Origin of the sequence: Arthrobacter sp. BB-1 (assembly GCF_006151685.1) — a bacterium.
GTDB lineage: Bacteria > Actinomycetota > Actinomycetes > Actinomycetales > Micrococcaceae > Arthrobacter.
The window spans coordinates 1-24,681 of record NZ_VDEV01000023.1 but is presented as its reverse complement, the minus strand read 5'-3'; the positions used below and the strand labels follow the sequence as shown (position 1 = coordinate 24,681).

General features: G+C 66.2%; 27 protein-coding genes and 1 riboswitch. Of the genes, 14 read left to right on the top strand and 13 right to left on the bottom strand.

What is annotated here, in order from left to right; genetic code table 11:
* Positions 1-33: 33 nt before the first annotated feature.
* A complete protein-coding gene (locus tag FHJ30_RS13635) occupies positions 34-789 on the bottom strand; it encodes an amino acid ABC transporter ATP-binding protein (protein ID WP_139029820.1) in 756 nt (251 codons plus the stop codon).
* Positions 790-894: 105 nt separating this feature from the next.
* Here FHJ30_RS13635 and FHJ30_RS13630 point away from each other — a divergent pair, with 105 nt between their 5' ends.
* From FHJ30_RS13630 to FHJ30_RS13615, 4 genes are all read left to right on the top strand, one after another.
* Positions 895-1,677 (top strand): TIGR00730 family Rossman fold protein, encoded by a 783-nt coding sequence (locus FHJ30_RS13630; protein ID WP_104998519.1) that lies wholly within the window; start codon positions 895-897, stop codon positions 1,675-1,677.
* A 49-nt stretch (positions 1,678-1,726) separates the two neighbouring features.
* Positions 1,727-2,110, top strand: coding sequence for a DivIVA domain-containing protein (locus tag FHJ30_RS13625; protein WP_139029819.1), 384 nt, complete (start codon positions 1,727-1,729; stop codon positions 2,108-2,110).
* On the top strand, positions 2,107-3,372 hold the full coding sequence (locus tag FHJ30_RS13620) for a hypothetical protein (RefSeq protein ID WP_139029818.1): 1,266 nt from the start codon (positions 2,107-2,109) through the stop codon (positions 3,370-3,372). Before FHJ30_RS13625 ends, FHJ30_RS13620 begins: the two co-directional genes overlap by 4 nt.
* 233 nt (positions 3,373-3,605) lie before the next feature.
* Positions 3,606-3,773, top strand: a complete 168-nt coding sequence (locus FHJ30_RS13615; RefSeq protein ID WP_009357720.1) for a DUF3117 domain-containing protein — start codon at positions 3,606-3,608, stop codon at positions 3,771-3,773.
* A 56-nt stretch (positions 3,774-3,829) separates the two neighbouring features.
* Here FHJ30_RS13615 and FHJ30_RS13610 read toward each other — a convergent pair whose 3' ends face one another.
* Complete coding sequence (locus FHJ30_RS13610; protein WP_139029817.1) at positions 3,830-4,462, bottom strand: O-methyltransferase; 633 nt, start codon at positions 4,460-4,462, stop codon at positions 3,830-3,832.
* Positions 4,463-4,688: 226 nt separating this feature from the next.
* On the opposite strand from FHJ30_RS13610, the gene sigE reads away from it, so the two are divergent.
* From sigE to FHJ30_RS13595, 3 genes are all read left to right on the top strand, one after another.
* Positions 4,689-5,303 (top strand): RNA polymerase sigma factor SigE, encoded by a 615-nt coding sequence (sigE, locus tag FHJ30_RS13605; protein ID WP_139029816.1) that lies wholly within the window; start codon positions 4,689-4,691, stop codon positions 5,301-5,303.
* An 88-nt stretch (positions 5,304-5,391) separates the two neighbouring features.
* Positions 5,392-6,204 (top strand): anti-sigma factor, encoded by an 813-nt coding sequence (locus FHJ30_RS13600; RefSeq protein ID WP_139029815.1) that lies wholly within the window; start codon positions 5,392-5,394, stop codon positions 6,202-6,204.
* 69 nt (positions 6,205-6,273) lie between these two features.
* Entirely contained in the window at positions 6,274-6,681 is a 408-nt protein-coding gene (locus FHJ30_RS13595; protein WP_139029814.1) for a Sec-independent protein translocase TatB, read from the top strand.
* A 7-nt stretch (positions 6,682-6,688) separates the two neighbouring features.
* Here FHJ30_RS13595 and FHJ30_RS13590 read toward each other — a convergent pair whose 3' ends face one another.
* The 3 genes from FHJ30_RS13590 to FHJ30_RS13580 are packed head-to-tail and all read right to left on the bottom strand — an operon-like array spanning position 6,689 to position 9,796.
* On the bottom strand, positions 6,689-7,831 hold the full coding sequence (locus FHJ30_RS13590) for an Mrp/NBP35 family ATP-binding protein (RefSeq protein WP_139029813.1): 1,143 nt from the start codon (positions 7,829-7,831) through the stop codon (positions 6,689-6,691).
* Entirely contained in the window at positions 7,831-8,481 is a 651-nt protein-coding gene (locus tag FHJ30_RS13585) for a DUF1003 domain-containing protein (protein WP_171059045.1), read from the bottom strand. Before FHJ30_RS13585 ends, FHJ30_RS13590 begins: the two co-directional genes overlap by 1 nt.
* Before the next feature lie 31 nt (positions 8,482-8,512).
* Positions 8,513-9,796 carry a magnesium transporter MgtE N-terminal domain-containing protein gene (locus FHJ30_RS13580; RefSeq protein ID WP_066277496.1) on the bottom strand — a complete coding sequence of 428 codons (1,284 nt, stop codon included), beginning with the start codon at positions 9,794-9,796 and terminating at the stop codon, positions 8,513-8,515.
* A 77-nt stretch (positions 9,797-9,873) separates the two neighbouring features.
* Here FHJ30_RS13580 and FHJ30_RS13575 point away from each other — a divergent pair, with 77 nt between their 5' ends.
* Positions 9,874-10,773: a general stress protein gene (locus FHJ30_RS13575; RefSeq protein ID WP_139029811.1), complete on the top strand. Its 900-nt coding sequence runs from the start codon at positions 9,874-9,876 to the stop codon at positions 10,771-10,773.
* A 79-nt stretch (positions 10,774-10,852) separates the two neighbouring features.
* Here the strand turns inward: FHJ30_RS13575 and FHJ30_RS13570 are convergent, their stop codons facing one another.
* The gene (locus tag FHJ30_RS13570) at positions 10,853-12,439 is read right to left on the bottom strand and encodes an aminopeptidase P family protein (protein WP_139029810.1); all 1,587 of its coding nucleotides are present in this window, start codon (positions 12,437-12,439) and stop codon (positions 10,853-10,855) included.
* Positions 12,440-12,578: 139 nt separating this feature from the next.
* Here FHJ30_RS13570 and FHJ30_RS13565 point away from each other — a divergent pair, with 139 nt between their 5' ends.
* Together FHJ30_RS13565 and FHJ30_RS21390 are read left to right on the top strand one after the other, a co-directional pair.
* Complete coding sequence (locus FHJ30_RS13565) at positions 12,579-13,433, top strand: PHP domain-containing protein (RefSeq protein ID WP_139029809.1); 855 nt, start codon at positions 12,579-12,581, stop codon at positions 13,431-13,433.
* A gap of 116 nt (positions 13,434-13,549) precedes the next feature.
* Complete coding sequence (locus FHJ30_RS21390) at positions 13,550-13,918, top strand: hypothetical protein (RefSeq protein ID WP_171059044.1); 369 nt, start codon at positions 13,550-13,552, stop codon at positions 13,916-13,918.
* Between the two features lie 70 nt (positions 13,919-13,988).
* Here the strand turns inward: FHJ30_RS21390 and FHJ30_RS13560 are convergent, their stop codons facing one another.
* The 4 genes from FHJ30_RS13560 to thiE all read right to left on the bottom strand — a co-directional run bounded on the left by FHJ30_RS13560 (position 13,989) and on the right by thiE (position 19,247).
* Positions 13,989-14,861 carry a site-specific DNA-methyltransferase gene (locus FHJ30_RS13560; protein WP_139029808.1) on the bottom strand — a complete coding sequence of 291 codons (873 nt, stop codon included), beginning with the start codon at positions 14,859-14,861 and terminating at the stop codon, positions 13,989-13,991.
* Between the two features lie 8 nt (positions 14,862-14,869).
* Positions 14,870-16,573, bottom strand: coding sequence for a DEAD/DEAH box helicase (locus tag FHJ30_RS13555; protein WP_139029807.1), 1,704 nt, complete (start codon positions 16,571-16,573; stop codon positions 14,870-14,872).
* 306 nt (positions 16,574-16,879) lie between these two features.
* Positions 16,880-18,415 (bottom strand): RNB domain-containing ribonuclease, encoded by a 1,536-nt coding sequence (locus FHJ30_RS13550; protein WP_139029806.1) that lies wholly within the window; start codon positions 18,413-18,415, stop codon positions 16,880-16,882.
* Positions 18,416-18,491: 76 nt separating this feature from the next.
* On the bottom strand, positions 18,492-19,247 hold the full coding sequence (thiE, locus tag FHJ30_RS13545) for a thiamine phosphate synthase (protein WP_139029805.1): 756 nt from the start codon (positions 19,245-19,247) through the stop codon (positions 18,492-18,494).
* A gap of 27 nt (positions 19,248-19,274) precedes the next feature.
* Positions 19,275-19,392, top strand: a riboswitch (TPP riboswitch).
* Here thiE and FHJ30_RS13540 point away from each other — a divergent pair.
* The 3 genes from FHJ30_RS13540 to FHJ30_RS13530 all read left to right on the top strand — a co-directional run bounded on the left by FHJ30_RS13540 (position 19,387) and on the right by FHJ30_RS13530 (position 21,793).
* Positions 19,387-20,739 carry an FAD-dependent oxidoreductase gene (locus FHJ30_RS13540; protein WP_139029804.1) on the top strand — a complete coding sequence of 451 codons (1,353 nt, stop codon included), beginning with the start codon at positions 19,387-19,389 and terminating at the stop codon, positions 20,737-20,739. (Overlaps the previous riboswitch by 6 nt.)
* A complete protein-coding gene (gene thiS, locus FHJ30_RS13535; RefSeq protein ID WP_139029803.1) occupies positions 20,736-20,972 on the top strand; it encodes a sulfur carrier protein ThiS in 237 nt (78 codons plus the stop codon). Before FHJ30_RS13540 ends, thiS begins: the two co-directional genes overlap by 4 nt.
* 5 nt (positions 20,973-20,977) lie before the next feature.
* Positions 20,978-21,793: a thiazole synthase gene (locus FHJ30_RS13530; protein ID WP_139029802.1), complete on the top strand. Its 816-nt coding sequence runs from the start codon at positions 20,978-20,980 to the stop codon at positions 21,791-21,793.
* Positions 21,794-21,885: 92 nt separating this feature from the next.
* On the opposite strand, the gene FHJ30_RS13525 is transcribed toward FHJ30_RS13530, so the two are convergent.
* The 3 genes from FHJ30_RS13525 to FHJ30_RS13515 all read right to left on the bottom strand — a co-directional run bounded on the left by FHJ30_RS13525 (position 21,886) and on the right by FHJ30_RS13515 (position 23,219).
* Positions 21,886-22,188 (bottom strand): hypothetical protein, encoded by a 303-nt coding sequence (locus FHJ30_RS13525; RefSeq protein ID WP_139029801.1) that lies wholly within the window; start codon positions 22,186-22,188, stop codon positions 21,886-21,888.
* Positions 22,189-22,239: 51 nt separating this feature from the next.
* Positions 22,240-22,464 (bottom strand): DUF3107 domain-containing protein, encoded by a 225-nt coding sequence (locus tag FHJ30_RS13520; protein WP_041652937.1) that lies wholly within the window; start codon positions 22,462-22,464, stop codon positions 22,240-22,242.
* Positions 22,465-22,553: 89 nt separating this feature from the next.
* Complete coding sequence (locus FHJ30_RS13515; RefSeq protein WP_104998498.1) at positions 22,554-23,219, bottom strand: TetR/AcrR family transcriptional regulator; 666 nt, start codon at positions 23,217-23,219, stop codon at positions 22,554-22,556.
* 83 nt (positions 23,220-23,302) lie between these two features.
* On the opposite strand from FHJ30_RS13515, the gene moeB reads away from it, so the two are divergent.
* Positions 23,303-24,502 (top strand): molybdopterin-synthase adenylyltransferase MoeB, encoded by a 1,200-nt coding sequence (gene moeB, locus FHJ30_RS13510; RefSeq protein ID WP_139029800.1) that lies wholly within the window; start codon positions 23,303-23,305, stop codon positions 24,500-24,502.
* Positions 24,503-24,681 lie beyond the last annotated feature (179 nt).

Here is a 24,681-nt window from a genome sequence, read left to right as displayed (position 1 = left end):
GGTGCGAACTGGGAGTGTTTGTTCAGGTGTGGGTCAGTGCGTCAGGAGCTTGGAAAGGAAGTCTTTGGCACGTTCGCTCTTCGGGTTGGTGAAGAATTCTTCCGGGGTGGCGTCTTCGACAATCTGGCCGTCCGCCATGAACACGACGCGATCCGCGGCCTTGCGGGCAAAGCCCATCTCGTGGGTGACCACGATCATGGTCATGCCCTCCTTGGCCAGCTGGACCATAACGTCCAGGACCTCGTTGATCATTTCCGGGTCCAGGGCCGAGGTGGGCTCATCAAACAGCATGACCTTCGGCTTCATTGCCAAAGCCCGTGCGATGGCCACGCGCTGCTGCTGCCCGCCTGAAAGCTGTGCCGGCAGCTTGGGGGCCTGGTGGCCAACGCCGACGCGTTCAAGCAAGGCCATGGCGTCTTTGTCCGCCGTGGCCTTTGCGACGCCCTTGACCTTGATGGGGCCGAGCGTCACGTTCTCCAGGATGGTTTTGTGCGCGAAGAGGTTAAAGGACTGGAAGACCATTCCGACGTCGGCGCGGAGCTGGGCAAGCTCCTTGCCTTCCTCCGGAAGCACCTTCCCGTCGATGCTGATGGTGCCGCCTTCGATGGTTTCCAGGCGGTTGATGGCACGGCAGAGGGTGGACTTACCGGAGCCGGAAGGCCCGATGACCACGACAACCTCGCCCTTGCGGACCTGCAGGTTGATGTCCTTCAAAACATGCAGCTGGCCGTAGTGCTTATTTACGCCGTTCAGGGAGACAAGCGCATCTCCGGGCACATGAGTAGTCATAAGAAAGAATCTAGCGAACATACAGGTCTTTATGATGCGAATCACCCCAACTTCCTGCGGATCGTGATTCAAGAGATACCTCCTGCGGGAGGTTAGCCTTGGTGAATGAGCATCAACGCAGATCCGGCCAGAAATTCCCAGCCGCGCCGTAAGGGCCCCCTTGAACTGCGCCGCAAGCAGGCGGCCGTGGATATGTCTGACCAGCATCTGCTCGACACCAAGGGACCCGGCCAGTTTGTCCACACTGATCCCTGGCGTGTCCTGCGCATCCAAAGCGAGTTCGTGGAAGGTTTTGGCGCCCTGGCCGACATTGGCAAGGCCGTGAGCGTCTTCGGTTCCGCCCGCACCAAGCCCGGCAGCCCCTACTACGAGATGGGCGTCGAAGTGGGGCGGAAGCTGGCCGAGGCCGGCGTTGCCGTCATCACCGGCGGCGGCCCCGGATCCATGGAAGCGGCCAACCGCGGCACTGTGGAAGGCAACGGCGTGTCCGTCGGCCTGGGCATCGAACTTCCCTTTGAGCAGGGCCTGAACCAGTGGGTGGACCTGGGCATCAACTTCAGGTACTTCTTTGCCCGCAAGACCATGTTCGTCAAGTACGCTCAGGGGTTCATCGTCCTGCCGGGCGGCCTGGGCACCCTGGATGAGCTTTTTGAGGCGATGGTGCTGGTTCAGACGCGAAAGGTGACGTCGTTCCCCATCGTGCTCCTCGGCGTCGAGTTCTGGGGTCCGATGATCGAGTGGATCAGGGGAACACTCGTGGCCGAAGGCATGGTCTCGGAGAAGGACCTGGACCTGATCCAGGTGGTTGACGATCCCGCGGAGGCGGTGGACCGGGTGCTCCACGTAGCCATTACCCCCTCGCTTAACGGGGAGCAGCGGCCGGAGTAGCCCGAGCGTCCGGACGGCGGCGCGCCATCCCGTCTGGCACGATGGAACGGTGAGCTTTTTTCTGGTTTTCCTGGCCATTGTGCTGATTGGGGCGGTTTTCTGGATCGGCCTTGGGCTACGTTCCGGCACGTCAGGCGAGGGCCCGCTGCCTGTCCTGGCGGGCGGCGGTTTCGAGCAGCCGCCGGCCAACCTTCCTCCTGTCCTGCTGCCGGCGCAGGCAGCCCCGGAGGACGTCGACCGCGTGCGTTTCTCCCTCGGCCTGCGCGGCTACCGGATGGAGCAGGTGGACCAGGTCCTGGACGAGCTGCGGGACCAGCTCGCGTCCAAGCAGCAGGAAATTGATGGGCTCCGGGCAGCACTGTTGGCCATGGAAGCCACCCCCGGACCGGAATCCGACAAGAACAACACATCGCGTGGAAAGAACCCGCTGTGAGCACCGTGGCGCGGCGGCGGGCAGGCCTTGTCCCGTCTCTCCAGGTGCTGGCCGGGCACGCCGGGCGGGCTGTCCAAGGCTGGCCCTGGTGGCTGCAGGCCACCGCCATCTACTTCGCGGCCCGGCTGGTCACCGCCTGCATCTTCATGGCCGCCGCCCTGCACCAGGGCCCCAACCCCTGGTTTCCCGCCAAACCGGATTACTGGAACTTCATCAACATCTGGGATGCGCGTTGGTACGGCCAGGTCATTGCCGAAGGCTACCCCTCCGTCCTGCCGACCGATGCTGCCGGCAATGTCCAGGAGAACGCCTGGGCCTTCTATCCGTTGTTTCCTGCCCTGGCCTGTGGCCTCAGCGCGCTGACCGGCATGAATCCGGCCGCGGCCCTGACCATCATCGCCATGCTGGCAGGGTGGGGAGCCGCCCTGGTGGTCTACATCCTCTTCCGGCACAAGGCCACCCACGCACCCGCCCTGTGGGGCGTGGCCTTCTTCTCCACCTTCCCCGTGTCCGCAATCCTCCAGGTGCCCTACGCCGAGTCGTTGACGCTGCTGCTGCTCGCGGCAGCATTGCTGCTGGTGGTGCGCCGGCAGTACTTGTGGGCCATCCCGGTGGTATTCCTCCTGTGCCTCTCGCGGCCGGTGGGGGTCCCGTTCGCAGCCATGCTCGGACTGGTTCTCCTGCGCCACGTGTGGCAGCGGTTCAGTGCCCCGCGGGACGGCAGCGGGCAGCGCGAAGGGACCCACTCGAACGGCGACCTCGCGACGCTGGCTGCCCTTACCGCCGCCGGAGGGGCGATGGCGCTTGCCTGGCCCGCCGCCGCGTGGGCAGCAACGGGCGATATCCAGGCCTATACCAAGACTGAAACTGTGTGGCGCGGGCACGATCTGGTGCCCTTCAAGCCCTGGTTCGACACCGGCGTCGACCTCTTTGGCCCGGTCCTGGGCCTGCTGGCGCCGTTCGTTTTCGTGGCACTGTTCGGCGCCATGCTGTTCCTGCCGCCGGTACGGCAGCTCGGCGTTGAACTCCGGCTGTGGTGCGCCTGCTACATGGGGTACCTGGTGGTGTTCCTGCACCCGCAGACCAGCACTTTCCGTATGCTCCTGCCGCTGTTTCCGCTCGCGCTGGGTGCTGTCCTGCTCTCCGGCTCGCGGGCCTACCGGTGGACCGTGGTCACCATGTTCCTGCTGCTGCAGATCGTCTGGATCGTGTGGCTGTGGGCCTGGGCGCAATTGCCAGGCGGCGGGGATTATCCACCCTAGCCACGGGGACTTCGGCGCAGGTCAGGACTGAAATAGCAAGACGTTGGAAATGTCCATCGATTAGCTACGTACGGGTAATTCCGCGATAATGATAAGTAAGCAAGGACAAAAAGCATTCAGAATACGCTCAGCCTTGGCGGTGTCCATCCACTCCGCCATAGCGGCTTGATCGACATGCGGACACAGCCCGCCCGGGCTGATCAGTCCTGGGACAAAATGGAGGGGAATTCCTCATGGCGGCTATGAAACCACGCACCGGCGACGGCCCAATGGAAGTCACCAAGGAGGGCCGCAGCCTGATCATGCGCGTCCCGCTCGAGGGCGGCGGGCGCCTGGTGGTCGAGCTGAACGCTGCCGAAGCAGCAAACCTCAAGGAATGCCTCGTCGGCGTTACCGAATAATCGTGCCGGGCAGGGCCCGCAGCCAGCAGGCTGCGGGCCCTGCCCGTATCCTGCTGCTACTTCTTGACCGCTACCAGCAGCCCGTCGCCGGTGGGAAGCATGGCGGACGCAAGCCTCTCGTCGTCGCGGATTGCCTTGCCCACCTGGCGCAGGACCACCGTTGTGGCCTCCCGGCCGGCGGGGTTGGCCACCTTGTCCTTGTCCAGGGCATCGTTGATGATCAGCAGCCCGGCCGGTTTCAGGAGCCGGACGGCCTGCTCCACATAGCCCGGGAGGCCTGGCTTGTCGGCGTCGATGAACACCAGGTCATAGGCGTTGTCCGTCAGGCGCGGCAGGACATCGCCGGCCCGGCCGGAAATGGTGCGGGTGCGGTTGGCCGGGCTGCCTGCCTCGGAAAATGCTTCGCGGGCGGCCTTGAGGTGTTCCACGTCCACGTCGATGGTGGTGAGGACGGACTGGGGCCCGAGGCCCCGGAGCAGGCAGACGCCGGAGACCCCGGCACCGGTTCCGATTTCGACGGCGGTCTGGGCCTTGGACGCGGCGGCCAGCACGGTGAGCACTGCGCCAACCCCCGGTCCAACCGGCGTTACACCCAGCTCAAAGGAGCGCTCCCGGGCCCGAAGCATGACCTCATCCTCAGCGGGCAGATCTTCTGCATAGGACCAGCTGGTGGACTTGTCGGCGCTCATGGGTTTCGCTTTCTGGGCGGCAGGGGAATGTCCTTTACAGCCTACTGTGTCCGGTGGCAACAGCAGCGGAGGCGGGCTGTTGCGCCCACGGCTGAACTTGGGCACAATCAGGAAATTCCCAGACAACTTTGAAATGATTATTATCCGCTCATCCAAAAGGTGACCGGCGCCGAATCAGAGATGTCAACAGTATCCGGGCGTTAGCATTCCACGAGGGGAGTGGACGATGTCATCTTCAGTTGTGGCACCTGTCCCTGCAGCAAATCATCCTGATCCGGAGTGGGTCCGTCCCACCTGGGAAGAAGTGGTCACCAACCACTCGGCCAAGGTTTACCGGCTGGCATACCGCCTGACCGGGAACAAGTACGACGCCGAGGACCTCACCCAGGAGGTGTTTGTCCGCGTTTTCCGCTCGCTGGAGAACTTCAAGCCGGGCACCTTGGACGGGTGGCTGCACCGGATCACCACGAACCTCTTCCTGGACCAGGCACGGAGAAAGACCCGGATCAGGTTCGACGCCCTTGCCGAGGACGCTGAGTCCCGGCTTCCCGGCCGGGAACCCGGACCGGAACAGAGCTTCGAGCTGAACAACCTCGATGTTGACGTGCAGGCTGCGCTGGAGGAACTGCCGCCGGACTTCCGCGCCGCCGTCGTCCTGTGCGACCTTGAAGGCCTGTCCTACGACGAAGTGGCGGAAGCCCTCGGCGTGAAGCTGGGCACCGTCCGCTCCCGGATCCACCGCGGGAGGACCATGTTGCGGGAGAAGCTGGCCCACCGGGATCCGCGTCCCCAACAGTCGCGCCGGAAACTGTCCATGCCGCGCATCGCGGGCATCCTCTGAACGGCGCATGAGGTCCCCTTCTCCATTCGGACGCAGGCATCAGCGCACCCGCAGCCACCTTCAGTCCTGCCACGAATGCTCTTCAGCCGTGCGGCGCGAACGCCAGTACCTGGAGCGGCTGCGTGATGCTCCCGTCCCTCCCGCCAGTGATGACCTGACCGCCCGCCTGCTTGCCAGGACACAGGAGCTTGCCGCCATGCAGCCTGCGGACGGACACCGGCCAGCCGCTCCCCGCGGTGCCGTCCGTGTCCTGGCCCTCGCCGCCGGCGGCAGCATGGCAGCTGCCGGTGTGCTGGCCGCCGGTGCGTTTGCCGCCGCAGGAGACCCCGTGCCGGGGGACGCCACAGGAAACCAGGCAGCCCTCTCCCACGCCTCGTCCCGGACACCGGCGGATGGCAGGCAGCTTACGGGGGAGCAGCTCACCGAGCTGCGTTCGGAAGGCTGGGCCTGCCCGGAGCTTGAAGCCATGGGCTTCCGGCTTCAATCGGCGAGGGCCACCGTGCTCAATGGCCAGCCGGCCGTGGAGCTCCGGCTCACCGACGGAACCAACCAAGCAACCGTGACCGAACAACGGATAGTGCTGCAGCCCGGTGCCGGGGGCAGTACGGGACAGGAAGCGGAGCAGGACGCGGCCAGCCCGGGGAGCGGCCAGCTGCAGGTGTGGAGCTCCTCTCCGTGGTCCGCAACCTACCGGACGCCAGGCCACACGTTCCTCTACGAGTCCGACCTGCCCGCCGAAGAGGCTGACGACGCCCTGCCCATTCTGCAGCAGCTCGGGAAGCAGGCCGAGGAAGGCGTTGAGGCAGGTGCTCCGGCTGCCTCCGTCAAAGCGGCGGAAGAACCACTCGGCACCCGGCTGCAACGTGGAGTTAACCGGATCGTTGCCTTATTCACCCCATAGCACGGGCAGTTTCCCCGGCCCCCGGGCGGAAATCGTCAGTGGCAGCCCGGAGAGGGTAATCTTCCTAAAGTGTTTGGAATCAACGGCCCGGAGTTCTTTCTTCTGCTGATCATTGGGGTTCTGGTGATCGGTCCCCAGCGGCTGCCCGAATACACCCAGAAACTGGCGAACCTGGTCAAGGAAGTCCGGCGCATGGCGTCCGGTGCCCGTGAGCAGATCAAGGAAGAAGTGGGGATCGACATCGACGATGTCGACTGGAAGAAGTACGATCCCCGCCAGTACGATCCGCGGCGCATCATCAAAGAGGCGCTCCTGGACGACGACTCCAAGCCCGTAAGCGCCGGCGCCCCGGCTGCGGTTGCCGCCGTCTCCGGCGCAGCTGCCGTGGCGGCGGAGGCGGCCCCGCAGCGGCCGGCACGGCAGGTCCAGTCCTTGCCCCCGGGCGAGCCCGCACCATTCGACACCGAGGCGACGTAGCCGCTTCCTATCGGGGCTGCAGCCCCAGCTTCATCCCCGCAAGGCCGCGCGGCTTCGCCGCCAGCTGGCCTGCGATGCCGGCCAGCGCAGCGGCAGCAGGCGTAGCCGCCTGCCCGAGGACTATCGGGACCCCGGAATCGCCGCCTTCCCGCAGCCGGATATCAAGCGGAATCTGCCCCAGCAGCGGCACGTCCGCGCCTACCGCCGCGGTCAGCCGCTCGGCGAGTACTGACCCGCCGCCGCTTCCAAACAATTCCATCCTGCCGCCGTCGGGCATTTCCAGGTAGGACATGTTCTCGATGACGCCCGCCACTTTCTGGCCCGTCTGCGTGGCTATGGCACCGGCCCGCTCCGCGACGTCGGCGGCGGCAGCCTGCGGGGTGGTGACCACCAGGATTTCGGCTTTCGGCAGCAGCTGGGCAACCGAGATCGCAATGTCACCGGTGCCGGGCGGCAGGTCCAGGAACAGGGCGTCCAGGTCCCCGAAGTACACGTCCGTGAGGAACTGCTCAAGGGCGCGGTGCAGCATGGGGCCGCGCCAGGCCACGGGCTGGTTGCCGCTGACGAACATCCCGATGGAGATCACCTTCACGCCGTAGGCGACCGGGGGGAGGATCATGTCATCCACCCGGGTGGGCGCCTGCGTAATACCCAACAGGGCAGGGACGGAGAAGCCGTAGACGTCTGCGTCCACGATGCCCACCCGCAGCCCTTGCGCAGCGAGGGCGCAGGCCAGGTTGACGGTGACGGAAGACTTTCCCACGCCGCCCTTGCCGCTGGCCACCGCATAGACCTTGGTCAGGGAATCCGGCTGGTTGAACGGAATGCCGCGCTGGCCGCCCGCACCGCGGAGCAGCTCCTTGAGGGCATCGCGCTGTTCCTGCGTCATCACCTTGAGCTCAACATCGACGGCGGACACTCCCGGAACTGCCAGCAGGGCCTGTGTCGCGTCGGCCGTGATGGTGTCCCGCAGGGGGCAGCCGGCGATGGTGAGCAGGACAGCCAGCTGGACCCTGCCGTTGTCGGAGATGTCCACCGACTCAACCATGCCCAGTTCGGTGATGGGGCGGCGGAGCTCGGGATCAATGACCGTGGCCAGGGCAGCCGCGACTGCGTCAGCCAACGCGGAGTTGGCGAGGGGTGAGTTCATTAACGGTCCTGGGTGGAGTGGCCGGGCTTAACCCGGGGAATCTGTTGGGTGCGGGGATTCCGCTGCCGGTCGCGCTGTTCCTTCAGCTTTTCCCTCACCTTGTCACGCGGGGACTCGTGCTGCCCCTGCCCGGCCGGGTCATGGGTCCGAAGCTCTTCCTGGGCTTCCAGCATGTCTTCGAGGAGGGAGCGCAGCTCGGCGCGCACGTAGTCGCGCGTGGCAACTTCGCGGAGCGCAATCCGCAGGGATGCGAGCTCCCGGGTCAGGTACTCGGTGTCCGACAGGTTTCGTTCGGCGCGCTGGCGGTCCTGCTGGAGCGAGACGCGGTCGCGGTCGTCCTGGCGGTTCTGGGCCAGCAGCAGCAGCGGCGCGGCGTAGGAGGCCTGCAGGGACAGCATCAGGGTGAGAAGTGTGAAGCCGAGGTCGCGGGAATCGAACTGCCAGGCCAAGGGAGCCCACGTGTTCCAGGCAAGCCAGATCACCACGAAGACGGTCATGTACACCAGGAACTGCGGCGTGCCCATGAAGCGGGCGAAGCCTTCCGTGGCGTGGCCGAAGGCATCGGGATCGGGCGACAGCTTGGGCAGCATCCGCTGGCGGCCGCTGAGCGGCGTGTCCAGGCTGCCCTTCGCCGCGGCCTTGGCCGGCATCCGCTGGGTGGGGTTCTTTGGGGCGCTGCTGTCAGCCAATACGGCCACCAAGCCTTCTTATCGGGGCTTCGCCGTCATGGGCGCGCCAGTCATCCGGCAACAGATGATCCAAAACGTCATCAACAGTCACCGCCCCCACAAGCCGGCCTGCGTCATTGACCACGGGGAGGGAATTCAGGTTGTAGGTGGCCAGGGTCCGCGCCACTTCGCTGATGTGCGCCTGGTCCGACAACGGCTCCAGGTTCTTGTCCACCAGGTTGCCGAGCGGTTCGAACGGCGGGAACCTGAGCAGCTGCTGGATGTGGACCACGCCCAGGAAGCGGCCGGTCGGCGTCTCCAAGGGAGGCCTGGCAATGAAAATGGAGGAGGCAAGCGCGGGGGAGAGTTCCTCGCGCCGGACGTGCGCCAGGGCCTCGGCCACGGTGGCTTCGGGCGGCAGGATCACCGGCACCGGGGTCATGAGGCCGCCGGCGGTGTCCTCGTCGTACTCCAGCAGGCGCCGGACGTCTTCTGCCCCCTCCGGCTCCATCAGCTGGAGCAGCTCTTCCGCCTGGGCGGAGGGAAGTTCGCCGAGGAGGTCGGCGGCGTCATCGGGGTCCATTTCCTCCAGCACGTCGGCGGCGCGCTGGACATCCAGGGCGGACAGGATCTCCACCTGGTCGTCCTCGGGAAGCTCCTGCAGGACGTCAGCCAGGCGCTCATCCTGCAGTTCGCTGGCCACTTCGAAGCGGCGTTTGTCGCTCATTTCCTGCAGTGCTTCGGCGAAGTCCGCGGGTTTGAGGTCCTCGTGGTTGGCCACGAACTGGGTGGCGGCCTGCGGTTCAGTGCGGGGTCCCTGCAGGGCGTCGGCCCAGTCGATGATCAGGGTTTCGTTGCGCCGCAGCCGGCTGAGCGGTGAAAGCGAATGGCCCCGGCGCACAAAGAGCTTGCTGACGAACCAGTCGCGGGAGCGGTGCTGGTCCATGGCAATGTCTTCGATGGTGGCGTCACCGCTGCCGTCCCGGAGCGTGACGCGGCGGTCGAACATTTCGGCCACCACCAGGGTCTCGGCGCCGCGCTGTTCAAAGCGGCGGAGGTTGACCAGGCCGGTGCAGATGATCTGCGTCTGGTCGATGGAGGTGATCCGGGTCATGGGCACGAACACGCGCTTTTTGCCGGGAACTTCGACGACGATGCCCACCACGTGCGGGGCCCCTTGGGTTCCACGGGACAGCACAACAACATCGCGCAACCGGCCCAGCCGGTCGCCCAGCGGATCGAAGACGTCGAGGCCCAAAAGGCGCGCCACGAAGACGCGGGTAGGAGTTGTGCTCACCACTACAGGCTACCGAGTCTGCTCTCTTTTAGCTGAATTTACAGGCAGCACACATGCTCATGGGCAAGAATGGGGGTATGGCAAACATATTTGGTGCTCCCAAGGCCGGCGGGCCCGGCGGAATGGACGAGTCCCGGGCCGTGCCCACCGGTGACACCGTGGGTTCCTACTCCTCCTACCTGGATGCCCAGAAGGCCGTGGATTACCTCGCGGACCAGCAGTTCCCGGTGCACATGGTGTCCATTGTGGGCAACGAGCTGAAGATGGTGGAGCGCGTAACGGGACGCCTGAGCTATCCCCGGGTTGCCCTGTCCGGAGCGCTGAGCGGCATGTGGTTCGGCCTGTTCGTGGGCGTCATGCTCTCCTTCTTCGCGCCGTCTCCGGGGTACTTTTCGATTCTCACGTCGGTGCTGATGGGCGCGGCGTTCTTCATGCTCTTTGGCATCGTCACCTACGCGATGCAGCGGGGCAAGCGGGACTTCACCTCCACCAGCCAGGTGGTGGCCACCAGCTATGACGTGGTGGTGGCTCCGGAAGCGGCGCATGAGGCGCGCCGGCTCCTTCAGCAGCTGCCCATGACCCGCTCCGATGCGGCCGCCGGCGGGGGACCGTACACCCAGCGCGACTACAACAGCCAGCCGTACCAGCCCCACCAGCAGCCGGGCCAGGCTCCCGCCCGCCCCTCGGGATGGAATGACCCCTACGGCCAGTCGTCCGCGGGGTCCTCTGCCCAGGAGAACCCCGGTGACGGCGCCGCTGCCGGGCCACGGCAGGACGCCGCTGCCCAGGAGCAGCCAGCTCCGGCGCGGGCAGTCCGGTACCCTGACCTGCCGGACGGCCGGCCGCAATATGGTGTCCGCCTGCCGCAGGGACCTGCTGCCGGCGCCGGGCAGCCCCAAAATGACCAGCACGGGCAGCCCGAAGACGGGCAGTCACGTGCAGACAAAGAGCAACACCCGGGCGAGACGCGGCAATAGGGCCGCCAGCCTTGGCCGCAAAGGCAAAAGCGGGGCTGCCGGAAGTATCCTTCCGGCAGCCCCGCTTTCTTGTGTCTGGCTAGGACTCTGTGGGTGCCTCGGCTTCACGATAGATGCCGGACATCCAGTCCTCCACGTCCCCGGCCTTGCGCGGCAGGGCGGCACTCAGGTTGACCGGCCCGTTTGCGGTCATCAGGATGTCGTCCTCGATCCGGACGCCGATCCCGCGGTATTCCTCCGGAATGGCCAGGTCCTCTTCCTTGAAGTACAGGCCGGGTTCGATGGTGAACACCATGCCTTCTGTGAGGATGCCGTCCAGGTAGAGTTCACGCTTGGCCTGCGCGCAGTCATGGACGTCCAGCCCCAGGTGGTGGCTGGTGCCGTGCGGCATCCACCGGCGGTGCTGCTGGCCCTCGGGGCTGATGGCTTCCTTCACCGTGACCGGGAGGAGGCCCCACTCGGCGAGCCGCTCGGCCAGTACCGTGGTTGCCGCTGTGTGGATGTCCCGGAACTTGGCGCCGGGCTGCGCGGCGGCAAAGCCGGCGTCGGCAGCATCCAGCACTGCCTCGTACACCTTGCGCTGGATGTCGCTGAACACCCCACTGGCGGGAAGGGTGCGGGTGATGTCTGCCGTGTACAGGGAATCTGCTTCGACTCCCGCGTCAAGCAGGAGGAGTTCGCCGGCGTGGATCTTCCCGGTGTTGCGGGTCCAGTGCAGCACGGTTGCGTTGTTGCCGGAGGCGGCGATGGTGTCATACCCCAGCTCGTTCCCCACTTCACGTGCGCGGGCGAAGAACGCGCCTTCCACCACCCGTTCGCCGCGGGCATGCGTGAGGGCGCGGGGCAGGACCTTGACCACTTCCTCGAAACCTTCAACGGTGGCGGCCACGGCGAGCTTCATCTGTTCAATTTCCCAGCTGTCCTTGAGCAGGCGCAGTTCGGAGAGGGCTTCACTCAGCTTTTCGTCGAGGGCATCGAGGACTTCGAGATCCAGGTTCTCCGGGTCCTTTGCCGTGTTGTAGCGCGCGGTGTCCACCAGTGCGTCGATGTTCTCGTCCACTTTCCGGACCAGGCGGATGGAAACGCCACCGATCTCCGGGGCGCCCACATCCTTGGTGACGGCTGTTTCCAGCTGGTCGATGTGTGCCGTCGCAAGGCCAAGCCGTGCCTCGAACTCGGCGAGCGTGGGGCGGGCGCCGATCCAGAATTCACCCGCCCGGGAGTCCGCGTAGAACTGCTCGGTGTCCCTCCCGGCCAGGGGCCGGAAGTACAGCGTGGCACGGTGGTGCCCGCCGTCGTCGCCCTTTCCTTCCTCCACCGGCTCCAGGATCAGCACCGCGTCAGGCTCATGGTCCAGGCCCAGCCCGGTGAGGTGCGCAAAACCGGAGTGGGGACGGAAACGGTAGTCGCAGTCGTTGGAGCGGACCTTCAGGGGGCCTGCGGGGATAACCAGGCGTTCACCTTTGAACTGGCCGGAGATGGCCTTGCGCCGGGTCGCGGCGTAGCTGGCCACGGCATCGCGCGCCGGGAGTTCCTGGCGGGAGGGCGCCCAGTTGCTGGCCATGAAGGCCTTGAAGGCGTCGGAACTGGGCCGCTGGGAGCGGTTGTTGACGCGCTCGTCCAGGGGCTGGGAAGCAGAGTTCGGGGTGTTTTCGGCATCGTTCACGGCACCATCGTCTCACCAGCTCAGCGGCTGCGCGAACAGGCGGATCACAGGCTGGGCCGGTTCTGCCGGGGCGGGTACCGTCGCGCGGGTTGCGGCAGGGCATACGCGGGGTGAACTCAGGGTCAACTACTCTGGACAGGTGAGGATCGACCTGCATGCCCACTCCAATGTTTCCGACGGCACCGAGAAACCGGCAGACGTCATGGCCTCCGCTGCCCGCGCCGGCCTGGACGTGATAGCGCTGACCGACCATGACTCCACGGCCGGCTGGGACGAAGCCTCCCAGGCGGCTGTTGAATACGGTGTTGCGCTGGTACCGGGGATGGAGGTTTCCTGCCGGACGGAGGAGGGCATCAGCGTGCACCTCCTGAGCTACCTGCACGATCCGACGCATCCGGGACTCCTTGAGGAAATCACCAAGGCCAAGGATGCCCGGCAGACGCGTGCCGAGCGGATGGTCACCCTGCTGGCGGAGGACTACCCCCTCACCTGGGATGACGTCATCCACCATGTGGCCCCCGGCGCTACCCTCGGCCGGCCGCACATCGCAGACGCGCTCGTGGCCGCCGGCGTCGTGGAGGACCGGTCGGAGGCTTTTGCCTCCATCCTCACCTCGCGGTCGCGCTACTTCATCCAGCACTACGCACCCGCGCCGGCCATCGCCGTCGAACTTGTCCGCGCTGCCGGCGGCGTCCCGGTCTTCGCCCACCCCGTGGCGTCCTCCCGCGGACGCATCGTGGGGGAGCGCGTCTACCAGGAGATGATCGACGCCGGCCTGGCGGGCCTGGAGGTCGACCACCGGGACAACCCGGAGGAGGGACGGGGGTTCCTGCGGCGGCTTGCGGCCAAGCATGACCTGCTGATCACCGGCTCGTCGGACTACCACGGCACGGGCAAGCCCAACCTGCTGGGGGAAAACCTCACGTCGCCGGACGTCCTGGCGAGGATCGAGGACCTGGGGACAGGGAGCAGTGTGGTGCGCGGGCGGGACTAGCTTGCTGCCGCGCATTGACTAGCGGGCAGGGCGGAGTAACCTTGCGCGTACTGGGGGAGCGGCGCCAGCCGGTCCAGGTCTCGTTGAGTCACTGCCAACTGATGACGGAGAGATCGATGCTGAAAAAGTCCCTTGCTGCGGCCGGCCTTGCTACAGCCTTCTTGTTTGTTCCCACAGCAGCCAACGCGCTTGACTGTATCAACGTCAGCAGGCCGCCCGCCGTCTGCGGCTCAACCTGTACTGACGGGCCCATCCTGAACGGGAACTGGGGTTGGCTTCCCAGTGTCTTCCCGGGTGCTCCCGAAGTGTGGGCCTTCGTCCCGCCAGGAACGGTCCAGGACTTCGGCCTGCCCGGCGAGAAGGGCAACTACCAGAACGGCGACGGGCATGCCCTGCTGGTCAATGCCATCTGCGATTCCCAAGGGTCAGTGCTCGTGAGCCGGCAGACGGACCACGGGATCCAGTTGATGGAGGGGTGCCCGTAAAGCAACCCAAGTGAGGAAGTAAGTCGCGCTAAGTGTCGTTTTGCGGGCTCAAAACGACACTTAGCGCTACCTAGTTGGGCGGGAACGCGGTGACCTCCGCGTGGGCACCCAGGCGCCTGGCCATGATGTCGATGGCTGGCTGGTTCTGGTCCACGCACACGAACTTCCGGTCCATCTTGGCCGCCACCGCCCCGAGCGTTCCGGAGCCGGCGAAGAAGTCCAGGCACCAGTCGCCGGGCCGGCTTGAGGCCGCGACCACCCGGCGGACCAGGCCTTCAGGCTTCTGCGTCGGGTAACCGGTTTTCTCCTTGCCTGTGGGCGAGACGATGGTGTGCCACCAGACGTCTGTGGGTAGCTTCCCCAGTTCGCGCTTGGCCGGCGTCACAAGGCCCGGTGCCATATACGGCTCACGGTCCACCTCGGCGCTGTCGAAGTGGTACTTGGCCGGGTTCTTCACGTACACCAGGATGTTGTCGTGCTTGGTGGGCCAGCGGTTCTTCGCTCGGGCGCCGTAGTCGTAGGCCCAAATGATCTCGTTGAGGAAGCACTCCCGGCCGAAGATCGCGTCCAGCATCACCTTCGCGTAGTGCACTTCCCGGTAGTCCAGGTGCAGGTACAGGGTGCCGTCCTCCGCCAGCAGGCGCCACGCTTCGACGAGCCGGGGTTCCAGGAAGGACCAGTAATCGCTGAACGCGTCGTCGTAGCGGTGGAGGGCCCCCTTGATGGTGTCGTAGGAGCGTCCCTTGAAGCCGACGCGGTCACCGGCGCCGTCCGCGTTGGCCACCATGGTGGTCTGCTGGCGGCTTTGGGCCCGGCCCGTGTTGAACGGTGGATCCACGTAGATCAGTGTGAAGGCGCCGTCCGGCAGCGAGGGGAGGAAATCCGCGTTGTCCGCGTGGACCACCAGGCTGCTGCCGTCCGGCGCCCAGACAGTGTCAGTCATAAAGGGGTTTAGGCCTCAGCGCTGCCGGGCTGCCCCGCGTTGTCGCTGCCCACTACCTCGCCGTTGCGGCGGCGGGTGCGGGTGCGGGGGCGGCGGGTCCGGGAGGGCTGCTCTGCGTCGCTTGCAGAGGTGTTGGCATCACCGGCAGGAGCGGAGGCTGCAGCGGGCTCGGACGTACGACGGCGGCGCTCACCTGAGCGGGCGGCAGAGTCACCGTTGCGGCCGCCTTCGCGCCTGCCGCCGCGTTCCCGGCTGTCACGCTCGCGGCCGTCACGGTCGCGGGAGCGGTCTCGCGAGCTGCCGGCGTCGCGGCCGCCGCGGGTGTTCTTCTTTCCGGTTTCGCCCAGGTCCTCCAGCACCTCGGCGTCAACGCCGGCCAGCGTGCGCTTGTCGCGCGGAAGCCGGCCCTTGGTACCTTCGGGAATGTCGAGGTCCTCATAAAGGTGCGGGGAAGAAGAGTAGGTTTCAACAGGTTCCGGCACGCTCAGGCCCAGGGCCTTGTTGATCAGTGCCCAACGCGGCATGTCGTCCCAGTCCACGAAGGTGACGGCGGTGCCTTTGTTGCCGGCGCGGCCGGTACGTCCTACGCGGTGCAGGTAGATCTTTTCATCCTCGACGCACTGGTAGTTGATGACGTGGGTGACGTCCTCGACGTCGATGCCGCGGGCGGCCACGTCCGTTGCCACCAGGACGTCCACCTTGTTGTTGCGGAACGCACGCAGCGCCTGCTCGCGGGCGCCCTGTCCCAGGTCGCCGTGGATGGCAGCGGCAGCAAAGCCGCGGTCCACGAGTTCCTCGGCCACCTTGGCGGCGGTGCGCTTGGTCTTGGTGAAGATGATGGTCCGGCCCCGGCCCTTGGACTGCAGGATCCGGGCAACAACCTCGATCTTGTCCATGCTGTGCGCACGGTAGATGAGCTGGCGGATGTCGCGCTTGGTGAGCCCTTCATCATCCGGATCCGCAGCACGGATGTGGGTGGGCTGCGTCATGTAGCGGCGGGCCATGGCAATGACAGGGCCGGGCATGGTGGCGGAGAACAGCAGGGTCTGGCGAACTGCCGGGGTAGCCGCGATCAGGGTTTCGACGTCGGGCAGGAAGCCGAGGTCAAGCATCTCGTCAGCCTCGTCCAGGATGACGATCTTCACGTTCTTGAGGCTAAGGTGCTTCTGCTTGTAGAGGTCGATGAGGCGCCCGGGGGTTCCCACCACAACCTCCACGCCGTTCTTCAGGGCCTCCACCTGGGGCTCGTAGGCGCGGCCGCCGTAGATGGTGGCGATCCGGGCGTTCCGCTTGCGGGATGCAGTCTGGAGGTCATTGGCCACCTGCACCGCGAGTTCGCGGGTGGGGACGATGACCAGGGCCTGCGGTGCGCCCGGGACGGCAAGTTTCTCGTAGCCGGGGTCGTCCTGGCCCACTACCCGCTGCAGGGCAGGGATGCCGAAACCGAGGGTCTTGCCGGTGCCGGTCTTGGCCTGGCCGATGATGTCATGGCCGGACAGCGCCACCGGCAGGGTCATGGCCTGGATGGGGAAGGGATGGGTGATCCCGGCGTCAGCCAGGGATTCCACGATGTCGGCGCGCACGTTGTAGTCCGCGAACGATTTTTCCGCGATCTCGTGCGGCTTCTCGTCCGAGATGATGGTTTCTTCCGGCTCAAGGGTTTCGGTGCCGGAATCGTCGGTCAGAAGCTGGTGGGTGTGCAATTCACTCACTGGGGAGTTTCCTTATTCATTTGGGCAATGTGCGCTGCCTGCTCAACGGGCCTGCCACAAGGCTGTTCCGGAGCACGCTCAGGCGCACAAGCAATTCCAGTGGAAGCCGATCGCGGGCTATCTAAATGCTGGCACTGGTGACCAGCGGGTGGTTCTCAAGATCGCGTAGGGGCGGGCTTGTTGGTTTCAAATCAAGGAAATCAACGACCGGGCATCCATTTCTACTTCTTCAGTCTAGCCGCAAGGGCGCGGAAATCCGGCTTTCGTCCGCCCCATCGGTTGGTGGTGCCACAAAACCATCCCGGCTCAGGGCACCCTCGGCACCAGTTCGAAATGCACTTCCCGCGTGGCAATGTCTGAGGAAATGAGGCGGACCCGGACCTTGGTGCCGGCCTCCAGTTCACCGGCGCAGCGGGCCGTCACTGCAGGTTCGGCGATCTGGATGATCCCGGAGCCCCCGTTGCCGTTCTTTCCGTTGCCGTTCTTGGCAGTGCCATTCCTGGCCCTGCCGTTGCCGTCGCCGCCCGCAGCGCCGTTCCCGTTCTCCTTCTGGGGCTTCGACGCGGAAATCACGATCGCGTCGAACTCCTGTCCGATGTGGTTGATCAGCAGCGCCGCCTCCACCGTGTCCAGCGCCATTCGCTCCATCCGGGATGCCAGCTGGTCCGAACCGGCCATGATTTCGGGAAGCGACGGCAGGGCATCCCGCACCCATGCGGGCACCTCACCGCCGTTGCTCAGGGCCTCGCACGTAACCAGCACGAACCGGTCCACCAGGCGGCGGAGCGGGGCGGTGGTGTGGGCATACGCAGCGCCGATTGCGGACTGCACGGCGTCATCCGGGACGGTCCCGTCAAAGGCCGTATAGGCCGCACCGCGGAAGAGCATCCCTGCGGAGTGGAGGATCGCGAGCTGGCCTGGATGGGTGGGATCGAGGCTGCGGAGGTATTCGCCGTAGCTGACTTCGCCATCCCAGGGCTTGCCGAGCGCCTCTGTCTGCAGCCGGAAATGATTCAGGGAACGCTCGTCCGGGGCCGGCATGGTGCGCAGGATACCCACTTTCCCGGCCAGCATCATCTGGGCGGCGGCCATACCGGTCATGAGCGATATCTGGGCGTTCCAGTCCTCCACCGGCAGCTGCGGTGCGGCGGCAATCCGGTAGCCGCCGTCGGGAAGCTGGACGATCTCCTGGTCCGGCATGTTCAGGCTGGCACCCTCCCGGGCGCGCTCCAGCTCCACCCGCTTGAGCCCAACCTCCTTAAGGAGGAGCAAGACAGGGGAGGGGCTGCCGGCGTCGAGTTCCGCCTGGGCGCCCTTGTAGCTGAGCTTGGCGCGGCTGCGCATCCGGGCGCGCTGCACCGCCACGGCAGTGACCTCCGCGTTGCCGTCAAGGCGGAAGTCCCACACAAACGCGGAACAGACCTGGCCCGGCAGGAGGCTTCCCGCCCCCTCGCTGATGATTTCCGGATGCAGCGGGATGCGGCCGTCCGGTGTGTAAAAAGTCTGCCCCCGGCGCCGAGTCTCAACATCCAGCGGACCCCCCGGGGCAACAAATGCCGGCACGTCGGCTATGGCGTAGAGAACGTGGTAGCCGCTGCCGTCCCGCTCGATGAACAGCGCCTGGTCGAGGTCGGTGGACGACGCCGGATCGATGGTGATGAATTCAACGGACGTCAGGTCATGGGAGGGCAGCCGCAATGCGGCCACCGCCGCCTCGGCGTCCTTCACGGCATCATCAGGGTAGGCGCCCGGCAGCTCAAGCTCACTCCGGAGTGCACCCAGCGCCGCTTCGAGGGCGTTGGTGTGCTCGTGGACATTGGGGGCCAACCGATGATGTGACACGAAAATCAGCGTAGCCCGAATTTCGCCAATAATGCACGGAGGCGGCCCGGTGAGGCAGGGCAGTTCCGGAGCCGGGTTAGGGGCGGGCGGCGTCCAGCGCGGCCAGGAGGGAAGCGGCGGCCGCAGCCGGATCGTCAGCCTCCGTGATGGCCCGGACCACCACGATCCGGCGTGCACCCGCTTCCACCACCTCTCCGACGTTGGAGTGGTCGATGCCGCCGATCGCGAACCAGGGCACCCCGCCGTCGGGCTTGTCCTCCTGCCCTTCCGCCCCCGCAACAGCTGCGGCGGCGTACCTCACCAGGTCCAGCCCGACGGCGGCCCGGCCGGGCTTGGTGGGCGTTGCCCAGAGCGGCCCCACGCAGAAGTAGTCCAGTGCCGAGGGGCCGGCGGCGGCCGCCAGGGCGGCGTCCACCTGCTCCGGGCTGTGGCTGGACAGGCCGATGGCCGCATTGCCGTTCAACAGTGTCCGCGCCGCCTTGAGGGGCAGGTCCTTTTGGCCGATGTGGAACACCGGGGCTCCGGACAGCACTGCGATGTCCGCCCTGTCATTCACCGCCCATAGCCGGCCGTGCCGCACCGCCGATTCCTTGAGGACGGCCAGGAGCTCAAGCTCCTCGGCCGCTTCGATGGACTTGTCCCGCAGCTGGATGATGTCCACCCCGCCCTGGAAGGCGGCATCGACGAACTGCCCGAAATCGCCCTGTTCCCGGCGCGCGTCCGTGCAGAGGTAGAGGCGCGCGGACTGCACCCCGGAACTGCCTTCGGCGTTGACAAAGGCGTCGGTGCCTGGGATCGGGGATGCAGCGGCAGGGGGGTGGGACACATTCATGGGTGCCAGCCTAGTTCCTCTACACTGGCCTCGTACTGCGGGAGCCGCGGCAGCTGTCACAAAGCGCCGGGCTGAGAGGGCGTTAGAGCCGACCGCTTGACCTGATCCGGCTAGTACCGGCGTAGGGAAGGAGACAACCATGGCCAATGCGCCCGAAGCGCCGTACCGGCGTGGGCCCGGCTCCGCAGTGAAGGCCGACGTTGCGGTCATCGGTGGGGGAGTCATCGGCCACGGCATCGCCTGGGAGGCAAGGCGGTCCGGACGTTCAGTGGTGGTCATCGATGACGCCCCCGGCTCCGGTGCCAGCTGGGCGGCTGCAGGGATGCTTGCCCCGGTGAGCGAGCTGCACTACCAGGAGGAGGACCTCCTGGAACTCATGCTTGAAGCCTCCGGGCGCTGGCCGGGATTTGCGGCGGACCTCACGGCGGCTGCCGGGTCGGATCCCGGGTATCTTACGACGCCGACCCTCGCCGTAGGTGCCGACGCCGCCGACAGGCAGGCCCTGCTGGATCTGCGCGGGGTGCAGCAGGCCAACGGGCTGACGGTTGAGCCCCTCACCATCCGTGAAGCCCGGCGCCGGGAGCCATTGTTGAACCCGGGCATTGCCTCGGCGCTGGATACGCCTGGGGACCACCAGGTGGATCCAAGGCTGCTGGTGGCCTGCCTCCGCCGTGTCCTGGCCCGGCACGCCCGCGGAGCCGGGAGCGGCGGAAGCTTCGTGGCCGGAGCCACGGATGGCTTCGCCGTGCCGGACCGCGCAGCCGGCCTTCTCTGGGAGGACGGAGCCGTTGCCGGGGTCATGCTGGAGAGCGGGGGAACGGTGGTGGCCAGGGAGACCGTGGTGGCCAACGGACTGCACGCCGCGGCCCTCACCGGGCTGCCGGAAAACCTGCACCTGCCGCTGCGGCCGGTCCACGGGGACATCCTCCGGCTCGCCGTCCCCGCCCACCTCCAGCCCTTGCTGACGGCCACCATCCGCGGACTGGTCCGCGGGATTCCTGTATACATCGTCCCTCGGCAGGACGGCACGGTGGTGATCGGGGCTACGCAGCGTGAGGACGCCCTGGGGCAGGACAGCGGGACCAGCGCAGTGTCTGCTGGCGGCGTCTACCAACTGCTCCGCGATGCCCAGGTCCTGGTGCCTGCGGTTGCCGAACTTGAGTTGCTGGAGTGTACGGCCCGGGCCCGGCCGGGCACTCCTGACAACGCCCCGCTGCTCGGGCGGGTCCCCCTGCCCGGTGCGGCGGCCCGGTACTCCAGTGGTGCAGCGGACGGCCCTGCAGGGCCAGGCCACGTGGAAGGGCTCATCGTCGCCACCGGATTCTTCCGCCACGGTGTCCTCCTGACCCCGGCAGCGGCCGCGATCTGCCGGGACCTGCTGGACGGCAGGGAGGACCCCCGCTGGGCCCCCTTCAATCCTGGCCGCTTTTCCGGCGGCGCCCTCCGGCCTGCCGAAGCGGCCACCCCATCCAACCGCAAGGAGACAGCATGAACATCACCCTGAACGGAGCAGGACACACAGTGGCTGACGGCGCGTCCATCACCACGCTCGTCAGCGAGGTCACCGGCCGCGCACTGGCAGCGGACGGCCATGCCACCGACGGCCGGAAACTGGGCGTCGCCGTGGCGCGCAACGCCCAGGTGGTGCCCCGGAGCCAGTGGTTCGCCACGGCACTCACCGAGGGTGACGACGTCGAACTTGTCACGGCAGTACAGGGAGGCTGACCAGCATGACGGAAACCCGCACTACCCCTGCTGGCACCCCGCCGTACCTTCTTGACCCCCTGGTGATCGACGGCGTCGCGCTGGCGTCCCGGCTCATCATGGGCACCGGCGGCGCGCCCAGCCTCGACGGCCTTGGCGCCGCGCTCCTGGCCTCCGGCACCTCCCTCACCACGGTGGCCATGCGGCGCTATTCACCCCAGGAGGCTGGCTCCCTCTTCCAGCTGCTCCTGGACCACGGCATCAGGGTCCTGCCCAACACGGCGGGGTGCTTCACTGCCCGGGAAGCTGTCCTCACCGCGGAGCTCGCCCGGGAGGCCCTGGAAACCGACTGGGTGAAGCTCGAAGTCATCGCTGACGAACACACCCTCCTGCCGGATGCCGTGGAACTCGTGGATGCTACTGAACAGCTGGTCAACCGGGGCTTTAAGGTTTTCGCGTATACCAATGACGATCCCGTCCTGGCGCTTCGGCTCGAGAACCTGGGAGCCACCGCGGTGATGCCGCTCGGCTCGCCGATTGGCACCGGGCTGGGCATCCTCAACCCGCACAACATCGAGCTCATCGTGTCCCGGGCCTCGGTTCCGGTGGTGCTGGACGCGGGCATCGGCACCGCGTCCGACGCCGCCCTCGCGATGGAGCTGGGATGTGATGCCGTGCTCCTGGCCACGGCGGTGACCCGGGCGCAGAACCCGGCCATGATGGGCGCTGCCTTCAAGCACGCCGTCGTGGCCGGCAGGCTTGCCAGGGCGGCCGGCCGCATACCCCGCCGCGAACACGCGCTGGCATCCTCCGCCATGGAAGGCCGGGCCGAGTTCCTCTGACAGTTGGCTGATAACAAAACAGCGGTGGCCGCTACCCCTTACGGGGAGCGGCCACCGCTGCCTAAGCTGCTGCCGGCTGCCTTGCGCGGGCCCTACGCGCGGAGGATTGCGGTCAGCCTTTCGGCATCCCGGCGTGAACGTGTGCGGCCAAGGTACACGGCCACCCCCGCTGCGGCCCCGGCGCCCAGCACAATGGGCAGGACCCACGGCATCCAGGTCAGCCCTGGCAGGTAGCCGAAACCGGCCGCCATCAGGACAATCCAGCTCACAGCCGCCACTCCCACGGCAACCCCGGCGGGCAGGCCTGCGCCATACTTGGCGTGCCGCTTGTCGTTTGCCCAGACGACGAAGCCTGCCGCGGCGGCAGCCAGTACAACGATGGTGAGTGAAAGCATGGGTCTCCTTGGGCTACGGACGGGTTCTTCAGCCGGATTCTTCGGCCGGCGCTAGAACTGGCCGAAACCTACTCGCCGCGCCTCTTCCGCACCGATCTCCACATAGCCGAGAGCGTTTCCGGGAACAATGATCAGGCGTCCCTTTTCGTCCTTCAGGCGAAGTTCGCTGCCCGTGGTGATGGCTTCCCCCACGACCTTGGCCACAGAATCCGCGTCCTCGGTTGATTCGAGCACAATTTCGCGGGCAACATTCTGAACGCCGATTTTAATCTCCACAGGGGCCTCCCAGCCAGTCAAAGTTTCTCGTGCTTCTCTACGGTTTTTCTCAACGCGTTTTCCCTACGAGGTGTTGTCTTATTTGTAGTCTAGGACTCTTTGGGGAAGCGAGAGATTCCGCGCCAAGCTAAACGGTAGATGAGGTCACTGGCCACATTGATGTCCAGGTTGCCGTCCGTTTCAAGCCAGTACCTGGCGCTGACCTGCGCCATTCCGGCCAGCCCCCGGCCCAGCAGCTGCGCCTCGAGATGGGGGAGCTTGGTGTCCTCGGCGATGACGCGTGCGATGGCATCGGCAAAGGTCCTGTTGAACGTCTCCAGCCGTGAACTGACGTCGGGATCGTTGATCAGGTCGGACTCGAACACCAGCCGGTGGGCCTGGTCGTCGCTGGCGATGAACTGGAAGTAGGCGCGCATGACGGCCTGCACACGTTCGTCGTTGTCGGTGGTGGAGTTCAGCGCGCCCAGCATCAGCTCGGTGAGCGATGCCAGGTGGCTTTCCAGCAGGGCGAGGTACAGCTCGCGTTTGGAGGGAAAGTGCTGGTAAAGGACGGGCTTGCTGACGTGCGCGGTCTCGGCGATCTCGTCCATGGCCGCACCGTGGTAGCCGTTGGCCACGAAGACTTCCTGGGCCGCGTTGAGGAGCTGCGCGCGCCGCTCGTCACGCGGAAGCCGGGCGGACCGCTGCCCTGCGGGACGCGGGGGAGTTTGCGGTTCGGCGGCTGACGGGCGGTCAGCCCGTGCTTCATGGACCACAGTTGTCCTACTTTCCGTTGCAGTTACTTCCACTTTACTGCGGGGTAATATGACCGGGCAGTATCCGGGGGATACATTGAAGTATGGCTTCGACATTCACCGCAAATGTTTCACCTGTGGCATTGGATCCGCTGGTGGAACCGGCCGCAGACCTCACCCCTGCCGAGGTGGAGCGCTACTCGCGGCACCTCATAATCCCCGAGATCGGCACCCTCGGTCAGCGGCGGCTCAAGAATGCGAAAGTCCTGGTCATCGGAGCCGGCGGCCTCGGCTCCCCGGCACTCCTCTACCTCGCCGCGGCCGGGGTGGGCACGCTGGGAATTATCGACGACGACGCCGTGGACCTCAGCAACCTGCAGCGCCAGGTTATCCACGGCGTGGCGGACGTCGGCCGTCCCAAGATCGAGTCCGCCCGCGACGCCATCGCCGCCCTCAACCCGCTGGTGGACGTCCGGCTGCACAACGTCCGGCTGGACGCGTCCAACGCCCTGGAGCTGTTCGCCGATTACGACCTGATCCTCGACGGCGCGGACAACTTCGCCACCCGCTACCTGGTGAACGACGCCGCCGCCATCCTGGGCAAACCCTATGTCTGGGGTTCCATCTTCCGGTTCGACGGCCAGGTGAGTGTCTTCTGGGAGAAGCATGGGCCCACCTACCGGGACCTCTACCCTGAGGCGCCGCCGGCAGGCTCGGTGCCCTCGTGCGGCGAGGGCGGTGTGTTCGGCATGCTGTGCGCCGCCGTTGGATCGCTGATGGTGACGGAGGCAGTCAAGCTGATTACCGGCGTCGGACGTTCCCTGCTGGGCCGCGTGGCGCTGTTTGATGCCTTGGGCGGAAGCTGGCGCGAGATCCGTGTTTCGAAAGACCCCGCAGCCGCGCCCATCACGGAACTCACGGACTACGAGGCGTTCTGCGGCATCACCCCGGCGGCCCCGTCCGACACGGAACACACGGTTACGGCAACCCAGTTGGCCACCATGCTCGCCTCGCGCAAAGCGGGGCTGAAGGACTTCGAGCTGGTGGATGTCCGGGAGTCGGGGGAGTACGACATCGTCCGGATCGACGGGGCAAGGCTGATTCCGCAGGGGCGCATCCTTGCCGGCGAGGCGTGGAATGAGCTCCCGCAGGACAGGGACATTGTGTTCCACTGCAAGGCCGGGACGCGTTCGGCCAACGTGCTCGCAGCGGCGCAAAAAGCGGGCTACCAGCGGGTGAGCCATCTCGACGGCGGCATCCTCGCCTGGGTGCGCGAGGTGGAACCCCACAAGCCCGTCTACTGACCCGCCCCGCAACCCTCTCTCACTTAACGTGCCGTTTTGATCGACCCTCTCTCACTTTCCGTGCCGTCTTGATCGACGCTCTCTCACTCAACGTGCCGTTTTGATCGACGCTCCCTCACTTTCCTCAAACGAGTGAGAGAGGGTCGCCGGAAAGCGCGCATTAAGTGAGAGAGGGTCGC

Coding starts and splice junctions, on each gene's coding strand:
- FHJ30_RS13635 (WP_139029820.1), bottom strand. CDS start 789: ATGACTACTCATGTGCCCGGAGATGCGCTTGTCTCCCTGAACGGCGTA.
- FHJ30_RS13630 (WP_104998519.1), top strand. CDS start 895: ATGAGCATCAACGCAGATCCGGCCAGAAATTCCCAGCCGCGCCGTAAG.
- FHJ30_RS13615 (WP_009357720.1), top strand. CDS start 3,606: ATGGCGGCTATGAAACCACGCACCGGCGACGGCCCAATGGAAGTCACC.
- FHJ30_RS13610 (WP_139029817.1), bottom strand. CDS start 4,462: ATGAGCGCCGACAAGTCCACCAGCTGGTCCTATGCAGAAGATCTGCCC.
- sigE (WP_139029816.1), top strand. CDS start 4,689: ATGTCATCTTCAGTTGTGGCACCTGTCCCTGCAGCAAATCATCCTGAT.
- FHJ30_RS13590 (WP_139029813.1), bottom strand. CDS start 7,831: ATGAACTCACCCCTCGCCAACTCCGCGTTGGCTGACGCAGTCGCGGCT.
- FHJ30_RS13585 (WP_171059045.1), bottom strand. CDS start 8,481: ATGCCGGCCAAGGCCGCGGCGAAGGGCAGCCTGGACACGCCGCTCAGC.
- FHJ30_RS13575 (WP_139029811.1), top strand. CDS start 9,874: ATGGCAAACATATTTGGTGCTCCCAAGGCCGGCGGGCCCGGCGGAATG.
- FHJ30_RS21390 (WP_171059044.1), top strand. CDS start 13,550: ATGCTGAAAAAGTCCCTTGCTGCGGCCGGCCTTGCTACAGCCTTCTTG.
- FHJ30_RS13560 (WP_139029808.1), bottom strand. CDS start 14,861: ATGACTGACACTGTCTGGGCGCCGGACGGCAGCAGCCTGGTGGTCCAC.
- thiE (WP_139029805.1), bottom strand. CDS start 19,247: ATGAATGTGTCCCACCCCCCTGCCGCTGCATCCCCGATCCCAGGCACC.
- FHJ30_RS13540 (WP_139029804.1), top strand. CDS start 19,387: ATGGCCAATGCGCCCGAAGCGCCGTACCGGCGTGGGCCCGGCTCCGCA.
- thiS (WP_139029803.1), top strand. CDS start 20,736: ATGAACATCACCCTGAACGGAGCAGGACACACAGTGGCTGACGGCGCG.
- FHJ30_RS13530 (WP_139029802.1), top strand. CDS start 20,978: ATGACGGAAACCCGCACTACCCCTGCTGGCACCCCGCCGTACCTTCTT.
- FHJ30_RS13525 (WP_139029801.1), bottom strand. CDS start 22,188: ATGCTTTCACTCACCATCGTTGTACTGGCTGCCGCCGCGGCAGGCTTC.
- moeB (WP_139029800.1), top strand. CDS start 23,303: ATGGCTTCGACATTCACCGCAAATGTTTCACCTGTGGCATTGGATCCG.